The 20222-nt window shown below is 67.5% G+C and carries 8 protein-coding genes; 5 read left to right on the top strand and 3 right to left on the bottom strand.

What is annotated here, in order from left to right:
- Positions 1 to 103 precede the first annotated feature (103 nt).
- Together ACFQZZ_RS01650 and ACFQZZ_RS01645 are read right to left on the bottom strand one after the other, a co-directional pair.
- The gene (locus ACFQZZ_RS01650; protein WP_378672741.1) at positions 104 to 1006 is read right to left on the bottom strand and encodes a hypothetical protein; all 903 of its coding nucleotides are present in this window, start codon (positions 1004 to 1006) and stop codon (positions 104 to 106) included.
- Between the two features lie 305 nt (positions 1007 to 1311).
- Complete coding sequence (locus ACFQZZ_RS01645) at positions 1312 to 2640, bottom strand: cytochrome P450 (RefSeq protein WP_378672738.1); 1329 nt, start codon at positions 2638 to 2640, stop codon at positions 1312 to 1314.
- A gap of 253 nt (positions 2641 to 2893) precedes the next feature.
- Between ACFQZZ_RS01645 and ACFQZZ_RS01640 the strand changes: the two genes are divergently transcribed.
- From ACFQZZ_RS01640 to ACFQZZ_RS01630, 3 genes are read left to right on the top strand one after another with little or no spacing between them, the layout of a single operon-like run.
- Positions 2894 to 13141, top strand: coding sequence for an HAD-IIIC family phosphatase (locus ACFQZZ_RS01640; RefSeq protein WP_378672734.1), 10248 nt, complete (start codon positions 2894 to 2896; stop codon positions 13139 to 13141).
- A complete protein-coding gene (locus ACFQZZ_RS01635) occupies positions 13138 to 15525 on the top strand; it encodes a thioester reductase domain-containing protein (protein ID WP_378672731.1) in 2388 nt (795 codons plus the stop codon). The genes ACFQZZ_RS01640 and ACFQZZ_RS01635 overlap by 4 nt, the downstream gene beginning before the upstream one ends.
- Positions 15522 to 16592, top strand: a complete 1071-nt coding sequence (locus ACFQZZ_RS01630; RefSeq protein ID WP_378672728.1) for an alpha/beta hydrolase — start codon at positions 15522 to 15524, stop codon at positions 16590 to 16592. Before ACFQZZ_RS01635 ends, ACFQZZ_RS01630 begins: the two co-directional genes overlap by 4 nt.
- On the opposite strand, the gene ACFQZZ_RS01625 is transcribed toward ACFQZZ_RS01630, so the two are convergent.
- The gene (locus tag ACFQZZ_RS01625) at positions 16575 to 17576 is read right to left on the bottom strand and encodes a Gfo/Idh/MocA family protein (RefSeq protein WP_378672725.1); all 1002 of its coding nucleotides are present in this window, start codon (positions 17574 to 17576) and stop codon (positions 16575 to 16577) included. The genes ACFQZZ_RS01630 and ACFQZZ_RS01625 overlap by 18 nt on opposite strands.
- A 106-nt stretch (positions 17577 to 17682) precedes the next feature.
- Between ACFQZZ_RS01625 and ACFQZZ_RS01620 the strand changes: the two genes are divergently transcribed.
- Together ACFQZZ_RS01620 and ACFQZZ_RS01615 are read left to right on the top strand one after the other, a co-directional pair.
- Positions 17683 to 18972 (top strand): glycosyltransferase, encoded by a 1290-nt coding sequence (locus ACFQZZ_RS01620; RefSeq protein WP_378672722.1) that lies wholly within the window; start codon positions 17683 to 17685, stop codon positions 18970 to 18972.
- A 3-nt stretch (positions 18973 to 18975) separates the two neighbouring features.
- Positions 18976 to 20214 (top strand): glycosyltransferase, encoded by a 1239-nt coding sequence (locus ACFQZZ_RS01615; protein ID WP_378672719.1) that lies wholly within the window; start codon positions 18976 to 18978, stop codon positions 20212 to 20214.
- Positions 20215 to 20222: the final 8 nt, after the last annotated feature.

Genomic DNA, 20222 nt, shown 5'->3' with positions numbered 1-20222 from the left:
AACGGGCTCCGCCGTCGACCATCAACTCTGAACCGATCCTATTACTGCCGACGTCGAGCAGTCATCCGCACTGTCCCCACCGGCCTGCTCGAGTCGGCGGCCTCTACTTCTCCCTCAAACCGTCCAGCGCACTGCGGACTTGGCGCCTGGCGATCGAATCGAGTTCGTCCTGGCTCACCGCAGGAGAACCCTTCTCCCGCGTGAGCGCGATCTTTACCCGCACCGAGACGTTACCGTCCTGCACACACACGACGTAGGCCATTTCCGAGACCAGGTTGCCGGTCACTTCGGAATGCCAGTAGCCCTGGCTGCCGATTCCGGTGACCTCGCCGGAGACCGACCCCGGTCCAGCGTTTGCGGTATCGGCGTGTTTCCAATGGTCGTAGAAGGGCGGAGCCGTCCCGTCGGTGAACTCGGCCTCGACGCTCATTCCGGCTCTGTTCATGGTGAACTCGTCGCTGGTCGAACTGATGTAGCCGGCAATGCACTTCAGGCTGCCGCTGTCGTGGGTGGACGGCCAGGTTTCCCGATGGTTGGGAGTGCCTTTCGGCGTGGACGACCACTTGGTCAACGGTGTGGGGTCGACCAGGTCACACGCATTGGTGATCCCGTTCATCGAATAGGTCCCGGGCGTCGATCCCTGCTGGGCAGTGGTCGAGGCACCGGCGGACTCACCGCCACCGTCGCCGCCGACGAAGATACCGATCGCCACACCGATACCCAGCACCACCACCAGCCCGAGAACGCCGGCGACGATCAGACCCGTTTTGCCGCTACCGGTCGACTGTGGCGGATACGGCGGCGGCGGATACGGCGGTGGCGGCCGGTACCCCTGACCGGGTTGGCCGTACCAGGGCGAGTCGGCAGCCGCAGCGGGACCGGAGAACACGAGGTCGGCGCCGGCAGTGGGGCTGTCCTGGCCGCCGGGTGGGTTGGATGGCAGCGGTGCGGGTTCGGGGGTGCCCGGGTTCCGGTTATCGCCGGGTTCGTGCTGAAAATAGGTCATGCGTAGTAGCCCCTCCGGTCGCGAACGGGCCTCTCCCGCCAAAACGTCGACTCAGGATCCTGATCGTAGTAGTTCGGGTGCAATCACGGCCGAGGTAGCCGCCGCAGCGGCGGCGGCACTGCGGCGAGTGGGCGACGTCGATTTGCCCGACGCCGAATTGCTCTGAATCACAACAAGATTGCTCAGTCTGCGCGGAATTGCATCTGGTACAAGGGCTTTCGCGTCTCCGCTGCCTGAGCCCACATGAGGAAGGTCCCCGATCTTTGTTGAGATCGGGGACCTTGCGGTTCATCTCGGCTTCTGGGTCAGCGGGGGAGGAGCGTGATACGGGCGTTGTGGGCGGGGCTGAGGCCGGTGTGGTAGCGGCGTGGGGGTTCGACCGGGCCTGGGACCGTGTCGATGCGGCGATGTTCTAGGACGGTGCGGAAGAGGATGCGCGCCTCCGCGAGGGCGAACTGGGCGCCCAGGCAGCGATGCGGACCGGCGCCGAACGTCAGCCAGGTGTGGCCGTTCGGCCGCTCGTCGAGGAAGCGTTCGGGGCGGAAGACCATCGGGTCCGGGTAGTGCTGTTCTGATTCGTGAATGAGCAGGATCGGGACGATGACGATGGCGCCCTTGGGGATGTGGACACCGTTGATCACGGTGTCGCGCAGCGCTCGTCGGCCGGTGAACGGGGATACCGGGCGCAGCCGCATCGTTTCGGCGACCACGGCGTCCAAGTAGGCATCGAGCCTGGCTTGGTCGCCGGAGTCGGCCGCTGCGTCCAGTTCGGCCATGGCCTCCGGGTGGCCGGCCAGCATGGCGGCGATCCAGCCGAGCGTGATCGCGGTGGTCTCGTAGGCGCCAAGCAGGATGCCGCGCAGGTTGCGGGCCAGCGCGGCATCGTCGTGCTGATCCAGTTCGGTGCCGACGTACCGGGACAGCACATCTTTCCGGTCGTCCGCGTAGCCGGGGTCGGATCGGCGTGCGGTGATCTCCTCGATGATGACGGTGTCGACATCGGCTTGGCGGCGACCGAGCGGCGGGTAGGGCGGGGTGTAGCCGCCGAACAGCGGCGTGAGCAACGTGACGGCGAGGAAACCGCGACTTTCGATCTCCCCGAACCACTCGCTCACCGCCTGCTTCAGCCGGTCCCTGCGGGCCGGAGCCACGTCACCGAAGACGACGCCGAGCAGCACACCGATGGCCAGGTCGTAGCCGACCTTCAAGAACTCGATCGGCTCGCCGACCGGCCAGGTGGGCAGTTCGCGCTGGACCACCTCGACCATGAGGTCTTCGTAGGACCGCAGTGCCTTGTTCTGGAACGGCGGAGAGAACAGCCGGCGCTCGCGGCGGTGCTCGTCGCCGTCGAGGAAAATCAACGTCTGCTTGCCGAACATCATGTCGTGGCTGGACAACCGGCTCAGTACCTGCCCGATCGAGAAGTCGTCGTGGTTGGCGAACAGTTCTCGGACATCGTCCATGTCGTGGGTGACCAGCATGATCGGGAATCCTGGCGGCGAGATGACGAACCGCTTTCCAAGCTCGAGCAAGGGGGAACGGTGGGTGCCGGGACGCAGCAGTCCACCGATCCGCCCGAGGTGACGGGTGCGTAGTCGGGGAAGTTGGCGCAGCGATACCAGGGTGTCTGACACGTAGCCATCCTCACCGCTGGGTCGTCAACTCGCAAACGTGAAATCCCCCCAGCGGCAATGAGCTTCGAGCGGCCGCTGCCCCTATTTTCCGGGGCACAGAGCGATTGCGTCGAGTTGCCTACCGAGGGAAGCGGCGTAACGACGGCTATATTGATGAGCGCTGTAGTCGCAACGCGCCGCGTGCCATTTCCCGTAGATCAGGGGAATCAGGACGGGCTCAATCTCGGGTTTCACCGTTTACAGGAAGTAGTCCGTGCTCAACACTTTCGTCGAGACATTGTTCACTCAGGTCGAGAATCGGCCGACCGATGTGGTGTACCGGTTCCTTGACAGCGGTGATGTCGGAGGCGTCGTCCGCGAAATCTCCTACACAGACCTGGGTGTCCGCAGTCGGGCGATCGGCGCCGCGCTGCAGGATTCGATGCCGCAGCGGGCGCTGTTGCTGTACCCGGCAGGCCCGGAGTTCGCCGAGGCGTTCTTCGGATGTCTTGCGGCCGGCGTGGTCGCTGTTCCCGCGCCGCTGCCCGAATGGGATAACCGCTCGCTGCGCCGGCTGCGGCGGATGGTGGCGCACGCCGAGGTCGACGTGGTGCTGGCGCCGCAGCGCGTCGTCGCGGATTCGGCCGCGCTGTGTGCGGAGATTCCCGAGTTGGCGGGTGTGCGGTGGCTGGCCACCGACCAGATCGCGGACGATCAGGCAGCGCGGTGGCGGGAGCCGGATCTCGGCCCGGATTCGGTCGCGTTCATCCAGTACACCTCCGGCTCGACCAGCGCGCCGCGCGGCGTACTGCTCACCCATGAAAATCTGCTGCACAACCAGGCGGCGATCGCCGCGGGGCTCGGGCATGACCGCACGTTCGCCGACTCATGGGACGGCGCCCTGTTCGCCAGTTGGCTGCCGATGTACCACGACATGGGACTCATTGCGCCGCTGCTGCATACGGTCTATCTCGGCGCCAATTCGGTGCTGATGTCGCCGCTGCATTTCCTGCAGCGTCCCGAGCGATGGCTGCAGGCGATCTCAACCTACCGCGCCCACACCAGCGGTGGCCCCAACTTCGCCTACGAACTGTGTGCGCGCAAGATCGCGCCGGAACAGATCGATCGGCTCGACCTGAGCCGGTGGCGGGTGGCGTTCAACGGCTCCGAACCGGTACGGGCCGCGACGATGCGGCGGTTCACCGACACCTTCGGTCGGGTCGGATTCCGCGCCGCATCCCACCAGCCGGTCTACGGTCTGGCCGAAGCCACCCTGATCGTGACCGCGTCATCCACCACCGCGGCGCCGACGCTCCGCGAGGTTGCGGGTCGGGACACCCGAGCGCGCGGTGCCGAATTGGTCGGTGTCGGGCGGCCGGTCGAGGGTATGTCGATCGCGGTCGTGGACCCCGAGAACGGCACCGAACGCGCCGCCGGGGACGAAGGCGAAATCTGGGTCGCCGGAAACAGTGTCTCCGCCGGTTATTTCCGTGACGAGCAGGCCACCGCCGAGGTGTTCGGGGCGACGCTGCCCGGTGACGGTCGCCGCTTCCTCCGCACGGGGGACCTCGGAATCCTCTCCGGTGGTGAGTTGTTCGTCACCGGCAGACGCAAGGATCTATTGATCGTCGACGGCCGCAATCACTATCCGCAGGACATCGAATCGACCGTCGAGGCCGCGCACGACAGTATCCGGGCCGGCTGTGTCGCGGCCTTCTCCGTCGATCTCGGGCCGACCGGCGAGCAGCCGGTGGTGGTGGCCGAGGTGCGCGGCGAGGATCCCGGCGAACTGGCCGAGATCGAGGGCGCCCTGCGCGGCGCGGTGGCGACCGAGTACGGGCTCACACTCGCGACGGTGCTGCTGATTCGGCCGGGCACCATATTCAAGACCAGCAGTGGGAAGATCCAGCGTTCGGCGTGCCGGGCGGCATACCTGTCCGGCGAGTTGCTCACGTTGACGGCGGGTCCGCTGCGGGCGCCGGTGGACGAGGAGCACGAACCGGATACGGCGACCGAGGAGTCGGCGGATCGGTCTGCGGCGGAGCCGTCCACGGAGGCGGTCCGATCCTGGCTGGTGACCGAGATCGCGCGGCAGGCGGCGCTGGATCCGGAACGTATCGATGTGCATCTGCCGCTGGTCGAATTCGGTTTGGGCTCACACGATCTGGTGGAGCTGGTAGTCGAGCTGTCGGATTTCGTCGGACGCTTCATCGACACCAATCTGTTTTTCGACCACCCCACGATCGATGGAGTGGCGACGGCACTGGCGCCCGCCGCGCCGATCGAGGCGGGTACGGCCGGTCCCGAGGCGGCGACCGCGGACGATGACGCAGACAACGCGGACGACGACGCGATCGCGATCCTGTCGATGTCCTGCCGATTCGCCGGCGCGGCGGATTCACCCGAGGCCCTCTGGCGGCTGCTGGACGGCAACGGCGACGCGCTCACCGACGTGCCAGCGGACCGCTGGGACATCGACGGGCTCTACGACCCCGATACCTCCGCGACCGGCAAGGCGTACACCTTCCGCGGCGGATATGTCGACGGCATCGATCGCTTCGATGCCGCCTTCTTCGGTATCGGCCCGCGTGAGGCCGCGGTAATGGATCCGCAGCAGCGCATGATGTTGCAGCTCAGCTGGGAGGCGATCGAACGATCGGGGCGCGATCCGCGCACCCTGCACGGCAGCGCGACCGGCGTGTACCTCGGCGTGTACAGCACCGGCTATCTGGCCGACCCCGCGCCGGAACAGCTGAACGGCCAAGTGGGAACCGGATTGTCGCCGAGTGTCGCGTCCGGGCGGATCTCCTACACGCTGGGGCTGCACGGTCCGGCGGTCACCATGGACACTGCCTGCTCCTCGTCGATCGTCGCGATGCACTCGGCGATGCAGGCGCTGCGCGCGGGAGAATGTGATCTCGCCTTGGCGGGCGGCGCCACGCTGCTGATGTCACCGATCGCCCATATCGAACTGTGCAAATTGGGTGTGCTGTCGCCGACGGGCCGGTGTGCGCCGTTCTCCGCCGACGGGGACGGGACGGTGTGGGCCGAGGGCGCTGGTCTGCTGTTGTTGAAGCGGCTCGGCGATGCTCGCCGCGACGGGGACCGGGTGCTCGCGGTCATTCGTGGTTCCGCCGTCAATCAGGACGGCCGCAGCCAGGGTCTCAGCGCCCCCAACGGCGCGGCCCAGGAGCAGGTGCTGCGCTCGGCGCTGCGTGTCGCGGGTCTGACGCCGCACGACATCGACTACGTCGAGGCACACGGCACCGGTACGGCGCTCGGGGATCCGATCGAGGCGCGCGCACTGGCGCGGGTGTTCGGGCCGGGTCGTGACCCGGCTCGGCCACTCGGTATCGGGTCGCTGAAATCCAATGTCGGTCACACCCAGGCCGCGGCGGGCGTGGGCAGTGTCATCAAACTGGTGCTCGCACTGCAGCACGAACGAATCCCAGCCACCTTGAATGCGAGTGTGCCGTCACCGCAGGTCGATTGGGAGCGAAGCGGTGTCGTGGTTGCGGCCGAGCCGATGCCCTGGCGCCGGGGTGATCGGCTGCGTCGTGCCGGTGTGAGTGCTTTCGGACTCAGCGGCACGAACGCGCACCTGATCCTCGAGGAAGCTCCGCCCGAGCCCATCGTCGTGCCGGACACGTCAGCCGACCAGCGGAGTGTTTCGCTGCTGCCGATTTCGGCTCGCAGTCAGGCGTCGTTGCACGGTCAGGCCGAGCGGCTGCTCGATCTGGTGATTGCCGACCCGCGATTGGAGCCGGGTCCGGTCGCGCGCGCACTGGCGTTGCAGCGCACCCAGTTCGAGCGTCGCGCGGTCGTGGTGGCGGCCGATCGGGATGAGATGGTCGCCGCGCTGCGCGATCTGGTGGACGGGGGGTCGTCGGCGAATGTCGTCGTCGGCGCCGGTGCGGTGCTCACCAACGCCAAGACCGCCTTCGTCTTTCCCGGGCAGGGCACGCAGTGGGTCGGTATGGCGCGCGATATGCTCGCTCACTCCGAGGAGTTCCGCGCGGAATTCGAGCAGTGCGACAAGGCTTTCGGTGCACACACCGGCTGGTCGCTGGTGGACAAGTTGACCACCATGACCACCACGGACCTCGATGATTTCCCCGTCGTGCAGCCGCTGTTGTTCGCGACCATGGCCGCGCTCGCGGCCACCTGGCGAGCGGCGGGCGTGATCCCGGATGCGGTGATCGGCCACAGTCAGGGCGAGGTCGCCGCTGCCTACTGCGCCGGTGCCATCGAATTGAGCGATGCCGCAAGGATTATCGTCACACGCAGCCGCCTGATGCAGGCCGTCCGCGGAGCGGGCGCGATGGCTCTGGTCGGCCTGCCCGAAGCCGAGGTCAGCGGGCGGCTGGCGGACTTCGACGGCCGGGTGTCGATCGCGGCGGTGAACGTGCGCCGTTCGACTATCGTGGCGGGTGAGCAGGCCGCGGTCGAGAAACTGCTGGCCGAGCTGAGCCACGCGGGAATCTACACGCGGCTCGCCGGCTCAGGTACCGGCTTCGCAGGGCACAGCCGGTTGATCGAATCCATCCGCGAACCATTGACGGCCGAGCTGGCCGATATGGCCACGGATTCGCCTGCGACACCATGGTATTCGACGATATCGGGCGAGCCGGTGACGAGCGGGACGATCGGACCCGACTATTGGTATCGGAACGCGCGCGAGACCGTGCGGTTCGCACCCACGATCGAGCGCATGATCGCCGACGGATTCCGGTATTTCGTCGAACTGGGGGTACACCCGTCGCTGACTGCCGCCGTCAAGACGGTGTCGGAGGAACTCGTGCGCGAGGTGGTGGCCGTGGGTTCACTGGTGCGAGACCAGGACGGACCGACCTGCCTGGCCAGGGCGCAGGCCGAACTCTACGTCGCGGGTCACGAACTCGACTGGACCAGTATGGTTCCCGAGTACGGGCGGGTGGACCTGCCCACCTATGCCTTCGACGAGCGGCGGTTCTGGACCGACCGAGTTCACCGTGATACCACCTCGCTCGGACTCGGGGACGTTGCCCACCCCGTGCTGGGTGCCGTTGTGCCGCAGCCGGATTCGGGTGGTGTCATCCTGACCGGTCGGGTATCGCGTCGGCAGCAGCCGTGGGTGGCCGATCACGCGGGCCCGAACGCGGTGCTGTTGCCCGGCGCCGCATTGGTCGAACTGGCCGTCCGTGCCGGTGACGAGGTGGACAGCCCGGTGGTGCGGGAGCTGGTGTTGCGCGCCCCGATGCTCGTCCCCGATCGCGGAGCCGTGCAGATCCAGACGGTGGTCGGTGGCGCCGACGCCGATGACCGCAGGACGGTGCGTATCTACGCCCGCGACGAGCACGATCCGGATGCCCGATGGACGCTGCACGCCGACGGCACCCTAGCCGAGGAGTCCGAACCTGTTCCGCTGCAAGCCGATTCGTCGGTGTGGCCGCCTGTGGAAGCGGTGCCTGTCGACGTCGACGGCCTGTACTCCGAGCTGTACACGCGCGGCCACCACTACGGTCCGCTGTTCCAGGCGATGCGGGCGGCATGGCGACGCGACGACGAAATCTTCGTCGAGGTGGAACTCGCCGAATCCGCTCGAGGCGACGCCGCGAAGTTCGGTATCCATCCAGCACTGCTTGATGCCGCGTTGCACGCCACCGCCCTGTTCGCCGCCGACGGCGAACACGCCATGCTGCCGTTCGTGTGGACCGATGTGGCGCTGTGGGCTTCAGGCGCCACCGCGCTACGCGTCCGGCTCACCCGGTCTGGCGCCGACACCGTCACCATGTCCGCGACCGACCGGACCGGACGACCGGTGGTGTCGGTGGGTTCGGTGCTGTTGCGACCGGTCGCCGCCGCGCAATGGGATGCCGCATCGCTCGCGCCCGCGTACCGTCGCCTGTTCCGGATGGAGTGGTCGGAACTCGCGCTACCCGCGCCGGACCGGACACTCACGCTGAGCGAGTGGAATTCCGCCGAGCCGCCGACAGCTGACGCGATCATTCTGCCGGTGCCCGAGGGTGATTCGCTGGAACAGGTGCACGACACTGCCCAGCACATCCTGGCCGCGCTGCAAACGATCCTCGGCGACAGTCGATTCGAGAAGACGACACTTGTCGTGCGTACTCGTGGCGCTGTATCAGTTGGTCGCGACAGTGTGTTCGTTGCTCGCGTCGCTGCGCCCGCTACACGCGACGGTGTGCCAGCTACTCCCGTCACTTCCGGCGCTGCGCCCGCTACTGGCGATGCAGTGGCCGCGACTCGAGATGCGGTAGCCGTGCCTGCGACAGCTCTTGCAGGGCCCGGCGCGGAGGTACCGAATCCGGCGGGTGCGGTCGTCTGGGGGCTGGTGCGCTCGGCCCAGTCGGAGAATCCGGGCCGCATCGTGCTGATCGACACGGCCGACCCCGACGTGGACATCGCCGCACTCCTCGCCACGGGCGAACCGCAGTTGGCCGTGCGTGACGGCCTGGCGTTTCTGCCGCGGCTGGTTCGGCTGCCGGAGAGCGCACAGCGCGTGCCGGAAGGCCAGGTGTCACTCGGCGACGGTGCTGTGCTGGTCACCGGGGCACCGGGTCGGCTCGGCTCGGCACTGGCCCGTCATCTGGTCGACGCGTACGGTGCCCGCGACCTGGTGCTCGTCAGTCGCCGCGGTATCGAGGGCCCGGGTGGCCGTGAGTTGCGCGACGACCTGGAGCGCCGCGGTGCGCGGGTGCGATTCGCGGCCTGCGATATCGCCGACCGGGCGGCACTGGCACAGTTGCTCGACGGTTTGCCGCTGGCTGGTGTGGTCCACGCGGCGTGCGTACTCGATGATGGCGTACTCAGCTCGCTGACACCCGAGCGGCTCGACCGCGTACTGCGCCCGAAAGTCGATGCGGCACACCATCTGCACGAGCTGACGGCGGATCGGGAGCTGTCGCTGTTCGTGCTGTTCTCCGCGGCAGGCGGACTGTTCGGCACACCGGGGCAGGCCAACTACGCGGCGGCCAACGCCTATCTCGACGCACTGGCGCTGCGCCGCCGAGCACTCGGGTTGCCCGCCCAGTCGCTGGCCTGGGGCGCGTGGGAGGTCGATATGCACAACCATTACGCGCAGGCCGACATCCGGCGTATCGAGCGCGCGGGTATTCGCACGTTCTCGGTGCCGCAGGGTATGGCCTGTTTCGATGCCGCGCTTCGGCTCGGCGATCCGATGCTGGTCCCCTTGCTGCTCGACACCGACGTGCTGCGGCGCGCGCCCGCCGTCCCGCCGCTACTGCGCGGACTCGTGCGCCGCGTGCCGCGCCGGGCCGTCGCCGACCTCGCGACCGTCGACGTGGCGGCGGGATCGCGCTTCGCCGAACAACTACGGGCCGTACCGCGTGCGGAGGCGATCGCCCTGGCAATTGCCGCGGTGGCCGAGTGGACCGGGCAGGTGCTCGGTCATGCGGGCACCGAGACGGTCGCGGTCGAGGAGCCCTTACAGAGTCTGGGTCTGGATTCGTTGATGGCGATCGAACTGCGCAACAAGGTGCGTGAGCACACCGGAATCTCGGTGCCGCTCGGCACGATCCTCGCCGAGCAGAATCTCACCGACTTCGCCGACTACCTCGTGGACGCGGTGACACGGGAGGCCGATAGCGGCGATATCGACGCCGTGGCCACCGAGGTACCCGAGGTCGAAGTGCTGCCGGTGACCAGGGACATGATGCGTCTGCTGCGGACCGAACAACTCGGTATCCCGAGCGCCGCGCAGACCGGCGGTGTCGCCGTGCGACTGTCCGCGCCGGTCACCCGAGAGCAACTCGAGCAGGCACTCACGCGACTTGCCCGCCGACATGCCGCACTGCGCACCACTATTCAGCGCAGCGAGGAGCACGGACGGCAGCTCGAGATTCGCCGCGAGCCCGGCGACCTGGCCGGTTGGCGCGACCTCGACCACCTCGGTGGCGCTATCGTCCAGGAGCACTTCCGGGAACTGATGGCGCGGCCGTTCGACCTGGAGACAGGCCCGCTCTGGCGTTTCGAACTGCTCAACAGCGAATCCGACGACCAGGTACTGCTTTTCGGCGCACATCACAGCATGAGCGATGTGCAGTCGATGCTGCTCGTCGGGGGCGAGCTCGCCGCGGAACTGTCCGGTTCGCAGCTCGACGACGCTGTCACCAACCGTGACATGCATCAACTGCTCGCCGCGCAGCCGAACAAGCGCGACGTTGCCGATGCCGCGGTCACGCGATGGCGCGAGACCTTTTCCGGAGCAAGCCGACTCGAGCTGACCTTGGCGAATCCGCGTCCGGCCCAACGCAGCTACGGTGCGGGAGCGATAGCGATCGACATGCCCGCCGGATTGCACGACCGGGTCGCGGACCGAGCCCGCGACCTCGGCCTCACGCCGGCCGCGGTCTTCCTCGGCGCACTGACCGTGCTGCTGGCCCGGCGACAGCAGGTCGACCGATTCGCCCTTGCGGTTCCGGTGGATACCCGCATGCACGCCGACGCGACCGATGCCGTCGGATATTTCGGTGTGCCCGTGCCGTTCCCGGCGACCGTCACGACCGGTGACCTTGTCACCGACGTGCTACAGCGCACGGGTGAGCGGCTGCGGAATCTGCTCGCGCCCGGCGCGGGCTTCGCCGACGTGCTCGCCGCGCTGGCCACCGAGGGCCTGCACCGCGACAACGCGCCGATGATCGAGGTGTACTTCAACTACCTGCGCGCCAACTCCGCCGTGGCTGCGGCCGAGGTCGTTCCGGTGAGCACCGGCTACTCCGATCTCGACCTCATGGTGGCGGTGCTGCCGGATACCGGCCAGGTGTGGTTCACCTACAACAGCGACATCATCGACGCGCGGACCTGTGCCGAGTTCGGCGCGGAATACCTGGAGACGGTTGCCGCCGCGGTCACCGATCCCGGAGCGCCGGTCCGGCCCGAAACAGTCGGACAGCAGCCGGTTTCCGGTGTTCGTGCGGCACTGGGTGCGACATTCGCGCTGGGCAGGCTGCCCGAGTTGCTGGTGGCGGCATCGTCGGATGCCACCGCGATCACCGTCGCGGAGGCGCCCTATCATCATGTGCTGTCGTGCCTGCGTGACCCGTCGGGCGTCTTCGCGCAGCCCTCGACGGCGCTGGGCATCGTGCTGCTGCGTGCGGCGGATCTGGAACGATTCGGCGCGATTTCCGACGACCTGCTCACCGAGCTCGCCGCCGACTATCCGGCGGCCGTGCGCGAGGTGGCCGAACGCATGCGTAAGCCGATTGTCGTCGGCATCCTGCCGTCGGCCAGGCCGCCGGAACGGTTGCTCAGGTGGGAGCGGCTCGTCGCCGAACGCTTGCGTGAGATTCCCGGCGTCGCGGTGCTGGAACCGAGCGAATGGACGCGCCATCACCTGGTGGACAACCCCTTCGACGACCGGACCGAGATCCTTGCACATCTGCCCTTCTCGCCCGAATTCCAGGCGGCGGTGGCCCTCACCCTCGTCGCGACCGTCGGCGTCGTGAGCGAACCCGCGCCGAAGGTGATCGCGGTGGACGGCGACGACACCTTGTGGAGTGGTACGGCGGGCGAACTCGGTTCCGCCGCTGTGGCTTTCGATGAGCCACGCCGAGCACTGGCCAGGCGGCTGTTGCAGTGGCGCGCGGCGGGAACGTTGCTGGTGTTGGTGACGAACAACGACGACGATATCGTCCGAGCCATCCTGGACCGGCCAGACAGCCCGCTGCGCCGCGACGATTTCGCCGCGATCTCCACAGGTTGGGACGGTAAGCCCGAGCGGATGGAGCAGGTCGCACGCACACTGCGGCTCGGCCTCGACAGCTTCTGCTATCTCGACGACAACCAGGTCGAAGTGGCGCGCATGCGCGCGCTGCTGCCCGAGGTGCTGTCGGTGACGTGTCCTCCCGCCGATGAACTGGAATCGTTCATCACGCGATTGTGGCCGATGGTGCCGGTCGCGGCGACGGCAGAAGACCGCGCGCGAGCCGACTTCTACCACCAGGAGCGGGAGCGCGACAGTGCTCGCGCCGCCACGGAATTCGCGGAGTTCCTCGACCGACTGAACCTCGAGGTCGATATCGAGCCGCTGACCGAAGCCACGATCGAGCGCGCACGACAACTCGTGCGGCGGACCACTCAGTTCACCCTTGCCGCCGTCACCGTCGACGACCTCGACCGGTGGCGCGACGAGGGCGAGGTGTGGACCGCGACGGCGCGCGACCGCTTCGGCGACTACGGGCTGATCTCGGTGCTCGCGCTACGGAAGGATGCGGACAGCCTGTGGATTCGCGGCTGGCAGCTCAGTTGCCGTGCCCTCGGCCGCGGCGTCGAGGAACGGCTGCTGAGCTGGTCAGCGGATAGGGCCGATGCCCTCGGCTGCTCGACGGTACGGATATCGGTCGAGCGCACCGCCAGGAACGAACCAGCTCGACGATTGGCGGCGCGGCTGCTCGCCGGTGCCACCGAGGATGGGCCGCTGGAGGTATCTGCGACCCCGGATCGCCTGCGGGAGTTCCGGTCCTGGGAGACGCAGGCGAATGACGAGGAGGTGACGGGTTGACCAGTCCTGACAAGCGAACCGCGGCCCGCAACCCGACCATCGACCAACGCGTGCCGGACGACGGGACGGCGGTCCGCAACGCCTCCGTCGACCGTCGCGTGCGCGGCGAAGCCCTCGAACGGGGCACTGCCGGAATGGATGTCGCTGCCCTGCTGGCACGCACCGGCACCCAGAACGCGTCCGTCGACCGTCGCGTGCGCGGCGAAACCCTCGAACGAGGCTCTACCGGAACGGATGTCGCCGCACCGCAGGTAGAGACACAGCGCGACGCGAGAGAGTGGGACGCCGACTCGTTGGCTGCGGCGATCACCGCGGTGGCGAATCGGTTCACCGAGACGCCCATCGACGCCGACACCGACTTCTTCGACGCGGGCGGAACCTCCCTCGCCGCAGTGGAATTGGTCGCGGCACTCGCACGTGAGCTCGGCATCCACCCGGATCTCGACACGGTGTTCTTCGACGCGCGCCCGCGCAGGCTGGCGCACCGCTGGCTGGCCGACCACCTGGAATCCGCACCGTCGCGGCCGGAAGTGAAACCCGAGGCCGATACCGACGACGTCGACCGACCCTTCACCGACACCGACGATCTCGCCCAACTCTTCGCCGATCTCGCGGGGGCCGACCGGCTGCCGCTCGTAGCAGCGCCGGAGCGGGCCGCGCCGCGCCGCATTCTGCTGACCGGGGCCACCGGCTTTCTGGGCAGTCACCTGCTGCTGGATCTGTTGCGGCACAGTCAGGCCCACGTAGTGTGCCTGGTTCGCGCCGACGACGATAAGGCCGCCGCCGGGCGGCTGGAGCACGCCCTGCGGCGCTTCGCGCTCCCCTGGTCGCGGGAGGTACTGCGGCGAGTGACGCCGCTGGCTGGCGACCTACGCTTGCCCCGTCTCGGCCTGTCGGACGAACGGTGGGAAACCCTTGCCGCGGAAGTTGATTCGATCGTCAACGCGGGTGCCGCAGTGGATTTCCTGCGCGGCTATCCGTCGCTGCGCCGCACCAACGTACTCGGCCCGCTGATCCTCGCGGAGCTGGCCTGCACCGATCGGCCCAAACCGGTGCACCACATCTCCTCACTGGCGGTGTTCAACGGATCTGATGCCACGACGCTGGGCGAGGACGAACCGACCGCCAATGTCGCCGCGCTGCCCATCGGATACGACCGATCCAAATGGGCCGCCGAGGCCGTGCTGCGCCGGGCGGGCGAACACGGACTCGTGGTGACAATCCTTCGTCCCGGCGGGATCGGTAGCCACCCGGAGACCGGTGCCCACAACCCGCGTGACCTCAACGCAGGGATCACCGCGGCATTGATGCGATTTCGCACCGTGCCGGGATTCCGGTACCTCAACGCCGCCCCGGTGGATTGGGTCAGCCGGGTGGCCGCGCAGATCATCGGCACCCCGAGCGCCTGGGGCCACACCTATCACCTCACCGGCGCGCCCACCTCGCTCGAGCAGATGGTCGCCGAAACCACCATGGGCGGCTTGGGTATTCGCGTGCAGCACTGGGAACAGTGGTGCGATGACACGGTACGGGCGATCAGGGAAGGGCCGGTGCCGGAACTGGAATCGCTGGCGCAGGTGCTGCAGAGTCCGGTGGCCCGGCGACAGCTGGCGGCGATGGTGACCGCGCCGCCCGCATCGGCCGCGCGTACCGATGCCTTCGTGTCCGCCAACGGCCTGCCCGTGCCTGCCACCTCCGGTCCGGCGGCACGCGGCAAGATGCTCGCCACCATGGCGGGCATGGGACCGCAGCCGGGCGAGGAGCCCTATCTGCGGTTCCACGAAACACTTACCGGGACGGTCGGCCCGATCGGCGAGACCGCCGACATCCCCTGCGATCTACGGCTGACCCTGTCCGTCGCGAGCAGCGCTCAGGTATTCAGCGCGCGAACGCTCGACGTCAGCGGCGAGCTGACCTGCCCTCGGTTGCACGACGAGTCGCTCACGGTCGAGGGCACCGCGACAGTCCGGCCGCACGACGGGATACCTTTGCGCCACGAAGCACGGCATCCGATCATGCATTACCAACTGACGCTGCGTGATTCGTCCGGCGATACATGGTGGCTGGAGGGATACAAATTCGCCGCGGCGCGGCGACGCCTGGTGCGCCAGCTCGGGACTCAGGTAATCGAGATCGGACGCACCGGGGAGCCCGCGTCGTACACCGGCGAGGTCACCGTGCCGATGCACACCTACCTGTCCGACCAGATCGACGGCATCGAGATCGATCCACGACTGCCCGAACGGCAGCAGCGCCTGGCGAAACTGTTGTGGCTCAGCTGGTTCGGCAGCCAACTCGGAAAGAGCCTGATGGAACCGGTACTTCGGGTGGGTACCGATCTGCTGGATCTGCGCCGGGCCATGCGTAAGGAGCACCGCCGGTGACGCGATCGACCAGCCCGGAACTCGATGCCGCAGAGGTGATCTCCTTCCGCACCGCCGACGGCATCGACCTGCAAGTGCGTCGCGTCGGCCCCGCCGAGGCGCCCGCGGTGCTGCTGGTGCACGGGCACGGCGTGTCCTCGGAGATGTTCGCGCTTCCAGAGATTCGCAATGTGACCGATGTCCTGACCGACGCGGGGTACCAGTCGTGGCTGCTCGACTGGCGCGGTAGTTGCCGCCTGCCCTACAACGAATCCGGTCGGCCCTACACCTTCGACGATGTCGCGCTCTACGACCTACCTGCGGCGGTCGCGCAGATCAGAGAGCGGATCGGGGACCGCCCTCTCTTCGTTGTCGCACACTGCATCGGCGCACTGGCCCTGTCGCTGAGCATGACGGGCGGACTACTCCCCGGACTGGCGGGCGTTGTCGCGCAGGGGGTCTTCCTGACTCCGAAGGTCAGTACATCGGCGCGGATGCGCGTGCTGCTGGGCAGCGAACTGATCGGCTCGCGCATCACCCACCTCGAATCCGACTTCCGCAAGGTCGGCTTATGGTCCAAGCGCACTCTGCTGTACGCCGCGCTATCGCGCAAGGGCGACTGCCCCGACCCGACCTGCCGCATGGTCCACCATGGCTGGGGCATGGGCGCGAAGCTGTTCGAACACGATCACCTCGACGCTCGCACCCACGATCGGCTGGCCGAGCTGTTCGGGGCGGTACCGCTGTCGGTGCTGCCGCATCTGCGGCAGATGGAATTGGCGCACGCCGTCGTCCGGTGGAATGTCGACGACGAGCGCTACCGTGCGCTCCCGGAGAACGCGCTCGACGAGGCCGACCGCATCGACTGTCCGGTACTGCTGCTGTCCGGTAGCCGCAACGAGGCCTGGCTCGATTCCAACAAGCTTTGTTACGAGGTGCTTTCGGCACGCAATCCGAGTATCGATGTCCGGTACACCGAGATTCCCTCCTACGGCCACCTCGACACGTTCATCGGCCGTGGCGCGGCATTGGACGTGTTCGGATATATCGTCGATTTCCTCGACGAGACGTCAGCTCGGCTGGCGTAGGGGCAGGCCGGCGGCTTGGTAGATGGCATCGATGACACTCATGGTCTCCACGGCATCGCCCGGTGTGGTTGCCACCGGCTCGCCGCGCAGCACCGCGGCGGCGAAGGCGTCGAGTTGGTAGTCGTAGGAGGCACGACGACCGAACCGCCGCAACCGCCTGCCGTTCTCCGAACGGACCGACAGCACATGTCCCAGATGCGGCAGCACCGGATTGATCAGCCGCATCCGGCCGCGTTCGCCGACGACGGTGGCGCCGATGCGCAGCACATCCGACGACCACATCGAGCACCGGATGCGGCCGGTGTGCCCGGACGGGAAGCGCAGTTCAGCGGTCATCGCACGGTCGATCCGCTGGTCACGCAGCTTCGCCTGCGCCGAAACCACTTCCGGGTTCTCGCCACCGAGCACGCGGGCCATGTGTACGGCGTAGCAGCCCGCGTCCATCAGGGCTCCGCCCGCGAGGTCGTAGTTGTATCGGATATCGGAGAACTTCGGCAGGGGGAAGCTCAGCGCGGCTTCCACGCGCAGCAGCTTCCCCAATTCGCCGGACGCGATGATCTTTTCGGCGGCCGCAATCAGCGGATGGTAGCGGTAGTGGAACGCTTCCATCACCACACGATCGGAATCATCGGCCAGCGTGGCGATCTCACGCGCTTCCTCGGCGTTGGCGGTAAACGGCTTCTCGCACAGCACATGTTTCCCGGCCTCTACGGCGGCGCGGGTCCAGCGACCGTGCAGGCCGTTGGGCAGCGGGATGTAGACCGCGTCGAGATCGGGCGCATCGATCAGCGCCTGATAGCTGTCGTAGACCCGCCCGATGCCGTGCTTGCGGGCGAACCCCTCCGCACGCGACCGATCCCGGGCAGCGACCGCCGCGACGACGACCTCAGGGTTCCGCTCGGCCGGTTGGATGAGGGACGCGGGCGCGATATTCGCCGCACCGAGGATCCCGATACGCAGCCGGGGGCGGATGTCTTCGGTCATCCGCCGACACTAACATCGGCACCGCACCGTGGCCGGGCCGCTCCGACGGCCGGACGATCGGCGAATGCGGATGAAACACAACAGATCACAAACGGAAGTCGAGAGTATGCGAATCGCATTGTTGACGGCGGGAACCCGGGGCGATCATCAGCCGTATCTCGCCCTGGCCGACGAATTCCGGTCGCGCGGACACCATGTCGAGATGACCGCCACCGAGAACTACGCCGAGGTGGTGCGGCGCTCGGGCTTCGAGCCGCACGTTATCCCGTTCAACTCCGCGGAGCTGCTGGAATCGCCTGCGGCCAAACGCGGCCTGTCCTCGGGCAATCCGCTGCCGTTCCTGCAGATCATGCTGGATACGGTCAAGATCATTGCGGGCGAGCGTGGTGACCAGATGCACCAGGTGCTCAGCGGCGCCTGCGAATCGGCCGATGTGATCGTGTCGTGCGCCTCGACCTTGCCGTGGGCGATGGAGCGCAGGGAGAAAACCGGACAACCCGTGATCGGCGGATTGCCGTATCCGCTAGAGCGCACCGGTGAGTTCCCGTCGTCGTTCATGGTCAAGCACATGATCTCGTCGCGGCGACTACGACTGGCCAGCTACTCGGCGTTCGAAATCGCGTACGGCGTGGCGTATCGCAAGATGGACCGGCGGGTGCGCCAAATGATGGGGTTGCCCGGTAAGCCCCAGAATCCGTTCCGCCGCATCCGCAAGGACGGTATTCCGCTGGTGCACATGGTGAGTCCGGTGCTGTTGCCGAAGCCGGGCGACTGGCCGGACCGCTCGACTGTCGTCGGTGCGCCGATTCTGCCGGCACATATGCGCGAGGCCTGGGGCGAGTCGGTAGTCGATCCGGCGCTGACCGAATGGCTCGACGAGGGCGAGCCACCGATCTACTTCTGCATGACCGGTATGCCGATCCTGGACCCCACCGGTTCCTGCGATCTGATCGCCGCCGTATGCCGCAGGCTGGGCGCCCGCGCCCTGGTCACCGTGAAAGGTGACGGCTACCCCCGTGGCATCGGATACGACCGGAACCTGTTCGTCCTGGATTCCTTCGATTACGACCGAATCCTGCCGCGGTGTCGCGCGGTGGTCCATCACGGCGGCAGCGGAAATTCCCACGATGTGCTGCGTGCCGGACTGCCCGCGGTGGTGATCGGCGTGCACAGCGACCAGTTCTTCTACGGCTGGCGGATGTCGGCGCTCGGAATCGGGGCCGACTTCCCGTACCCGTCGCTGACCGAGGATCGGCTGCACGATGCGCTGGTCCGAACGTTGACCCCCGAGGCGCGCAGCCGAGCCGCGGAACTCGGCCGCCTGGTCGCTGCCGAGAACGGTATCCGTGCCGCGGCGGACGCGGTGGAAAAACTCGCCGTCACGACATCGGCCTGAACTGTGGCCGATTCCGTGCACGTCGCGATCTTCACCGACTTCCACCCGGCCACTCTGGGTGGCGTCCAAACCGCGATGCGGTCGCTGTGCGACAGCCTGCGGCAGCTCGGTCATCGGGTGACCGTGTTCTGTCCTCCCGCACCGGGTTCCATGCGGTCCGAGGCCGATACGGTCGTGCTCGGACCGGTTCCGACCCTCTCGATGTCGAACGGGCTGCCGGTGGTCCTTCCGACCCGAGCCAACCGGCGTCTGATCGACGCCGCGTTCACCGAGCGCGGCCCGGTCGACATCGTGCACACGCTGACGACCTACGGCTGCGGGATCGCGGGCGTACGCGCCGCACGCAGGCACGGTATCCCGGTCGTCCAAACTATGCAGAGCCGTGATGACGCGATGATCGAAAAGTATTCGCCGTCACCGTATCTGGCCGCCTTGACCATGCGGTTGCTGCACGGCTGGTTCGTGCCGCTACGCCGCCAACCGGCATACGACAGTGACGGCCGAATCGCGCGGCTGGCGTGGCGTCCGCTGATCGCGCAGGCCCAGGCGGCCGATCGGGTGATCGTGCCGACCCAGCACTTCGCCCGTCGCTTGGCCGCCCGCGGCGTGGACCGGCCGATTCACGTGGTGTCGAACGGTATCGATGACACGCTGCTCGACCGTATGCGCGGCGCGGAGGGTACGGCGACGAACCAGGACGCACCGCTGCGTGCCCTGTGGTGCGGTCGCCTGTCGCCGGAGAAACGTCCGCTCGAAGCGATCGAGGTGGCGCGCCTGGTCGACGAATGCACGCTGGATATCTACGGCAGCGGCCCGCTCGCCGATCGGGTCCGCTCGGCGAGCGCCGAGGCGGATCTGAGCCACCGCGTCCACCTGCACGGCGAGGTCGATCAGGCCGATTGCCTGACCGCCATGCGCGACCACGACGTCCTGCTACTCACCTCCGACTGCGACACTCAGGGCATGGTGTTGCTGGAAGCGGTGGCGATGGGTCTGCCGATCGTCTACTGCGACCCCGAACTCTCCGAAACCGTGCCCGATGAGGGCGGCGTCCGCGCCCCCGATTCGTTGGTGGAGTCGCTCGCCACCGTACTGAAGGCCCTCGCGCGGAACCGAACCCGCCTGCCGGGCATGCGCAAGGCACTCGCGGCGCACGCCGACGAACCGCGCCAATCGAGGCACATCGCCCGAATCCTGTCGGTCTACGCCGAAGCCCTCCACACCGAACATGCCCCCCGATGAATGCCGTA

It is taken from the genome of Nocardia sp. GCM10030253 (genome assembly GCF_042675075.1).
Classification (GTDB): Bacteria; Actinomycetota; Actinomycetes; order Mycobacteriales; family Mycobacteriaceae; genus Nocardia.
Note: the sequence above shows the minus strand (reverse complement) of the source record. Positions and strands in the feature narration are given on the sequence as shown.

Bases quoted from the DNA above. Each gene is read 5' to 3' on its own strand.
- ACFQZZ_RS01625 (WP_378672725.1), bottom strand. From the start codon at position 17,576: ATGACCGAAGACATCCGCCCCCGGCTGCGTATCGGGATCCTCGGTGCG.
- ACFQZZ_RS01620 (WP_378672722.1), top strand. From the start codon at position 17,683: ATGCGAATCGCATTGTTGACGGCGGGAACCCGGGGCGATCATCAGCCG.
- ACFQZZ_RS01650 (WP_378672741.1), bottom strand. From the start codon at position 1,006: ATGACCTATTTTCAGCACGAACCCGGCGATAACCGGAACCCGGGCACC.